Below are 1,165 nucleotides of genomic sequence, written 5' to 3' on the forward strand. Positions count from 1 at the left end.
GGCGGTCGTCCGGGGCGGCCCCGGCGCGCGCCTGGCCGGCGAGGAGCTCGGCGAAGCCGCCGTCCCCGCCGCCGCGGCGCGGGACCTCGCCCGAGGGGCCGGGGAGCGTGCAGGACGGGCCGCGGCCCGTCACGGGTGCGGCGCTCACGCGGCGAGGCCCAGGGCTGCGGTGATCTTCTTCACGTACTGCTGCGTCTCCCGGTAGGGCGGCACGCCGTCGTAGCGGGCGACGGCGCCGGGCCCGGCGTTGTAGGCGGCGAGGGCGAGCGGGACGGACCCGTCGTAGCGGTCGAGGTGCTGGCGGAGGAGACGACCGGCGCCGTCCACGGCGGACGCCGGGTCCATCGGGTCGACCCCGAGGCCGCGGGCCGTGGCGGGCATGAACTGCATGAGTCCGCGGGCACCGGCGGGCGAGACGGCCGAGGCGTTGCCACCCGACTCCTGCTGCGCCACAGCGGCGAGCAGGCCGGCGGGCAGGCCGTAGCGCTCGGTGGCGGCGGCGAACAGCGGCTCGTAGCGGCGCACGTCGGCCGAGACGGCGCTGCGGATCGCGCTGGGGCGCGCGGCCCCGGCGTCGAGCGCCGTCGTCCCCCCGGCACCCGCCGCGTGGGCCGCGCCGGTCGTGCCGGCCGTCGAGCCGCCCTCCCCCAGCACGCGGCGGATCGCCGTGGGGGTCTCCCAGACCGTCGAGATCTTGACGACGTCGCCCTTGTGCGGGGCGTGGAGCATCTTCCCGTCGCCGACGTAGATGCCGATGTGGCCGCCGCCGTCGAGGACGACGAGGTCCCCGGGGCGCGCGGACGCGAGGTCGGGCACGGGGGCGCCCACGGTCCCCTGGTCCTTGGCCACGCGGGGCAGCTGCACACCGAGGTCCTGGTAGACCCGCTGCACGAGGCCCGAGCAGTCGAGACCGGTCGCCGGGTCGGTGCCGCCCCAGCGGTAGGGCACGCCGAGGTACGTGCGGGCGGCGGCGACGACGTCGTCCCCGCTCGCGCCGCCGCGGGCGGAGGGCGACGCCCCGGCCGCCCGGGCGGCGGGACCCCCCTCGACGAGCCCGGCGAGGAGGTCGGAGAAGCCGCCGGCGCCGGCGGTCGTGGCGGTGGCGCCGGCGGGGGCCGCGGGGGTGCGGCCGGAGGCGGTGGTCGCCGCGCGAGGACGTCGAGCG

1 protein-coding gene is annotated in these 1,165 nt (G+C 79.6%); it reads right to left on the bottom strand.

Going from position 1 to position 1,165, the window contains the following annotated elements; translation table 11 throughout:
- Positions 1-144: 144 nt before the first annotated feature.
- A partial coding sequence (locus tag HLB09_RS19600; protein WP_281359510.1) for a transglycosylase SLT domain-containing protein occupies positions 145-1,165 on the bottom strand: 1,021 nt, incomplete at its 5' end.

Source organism: Pseudokineococcus marinus, assembly GCF_013004605.1.
In the GTDB taxonomy this organism is placed as follows: Bacteria; Actinomycetota; Actinomycetes; order Actinomycetales; family Quadrisphaeraceae; genus Pseudokineococcus; species Pseudokineococcus marinus.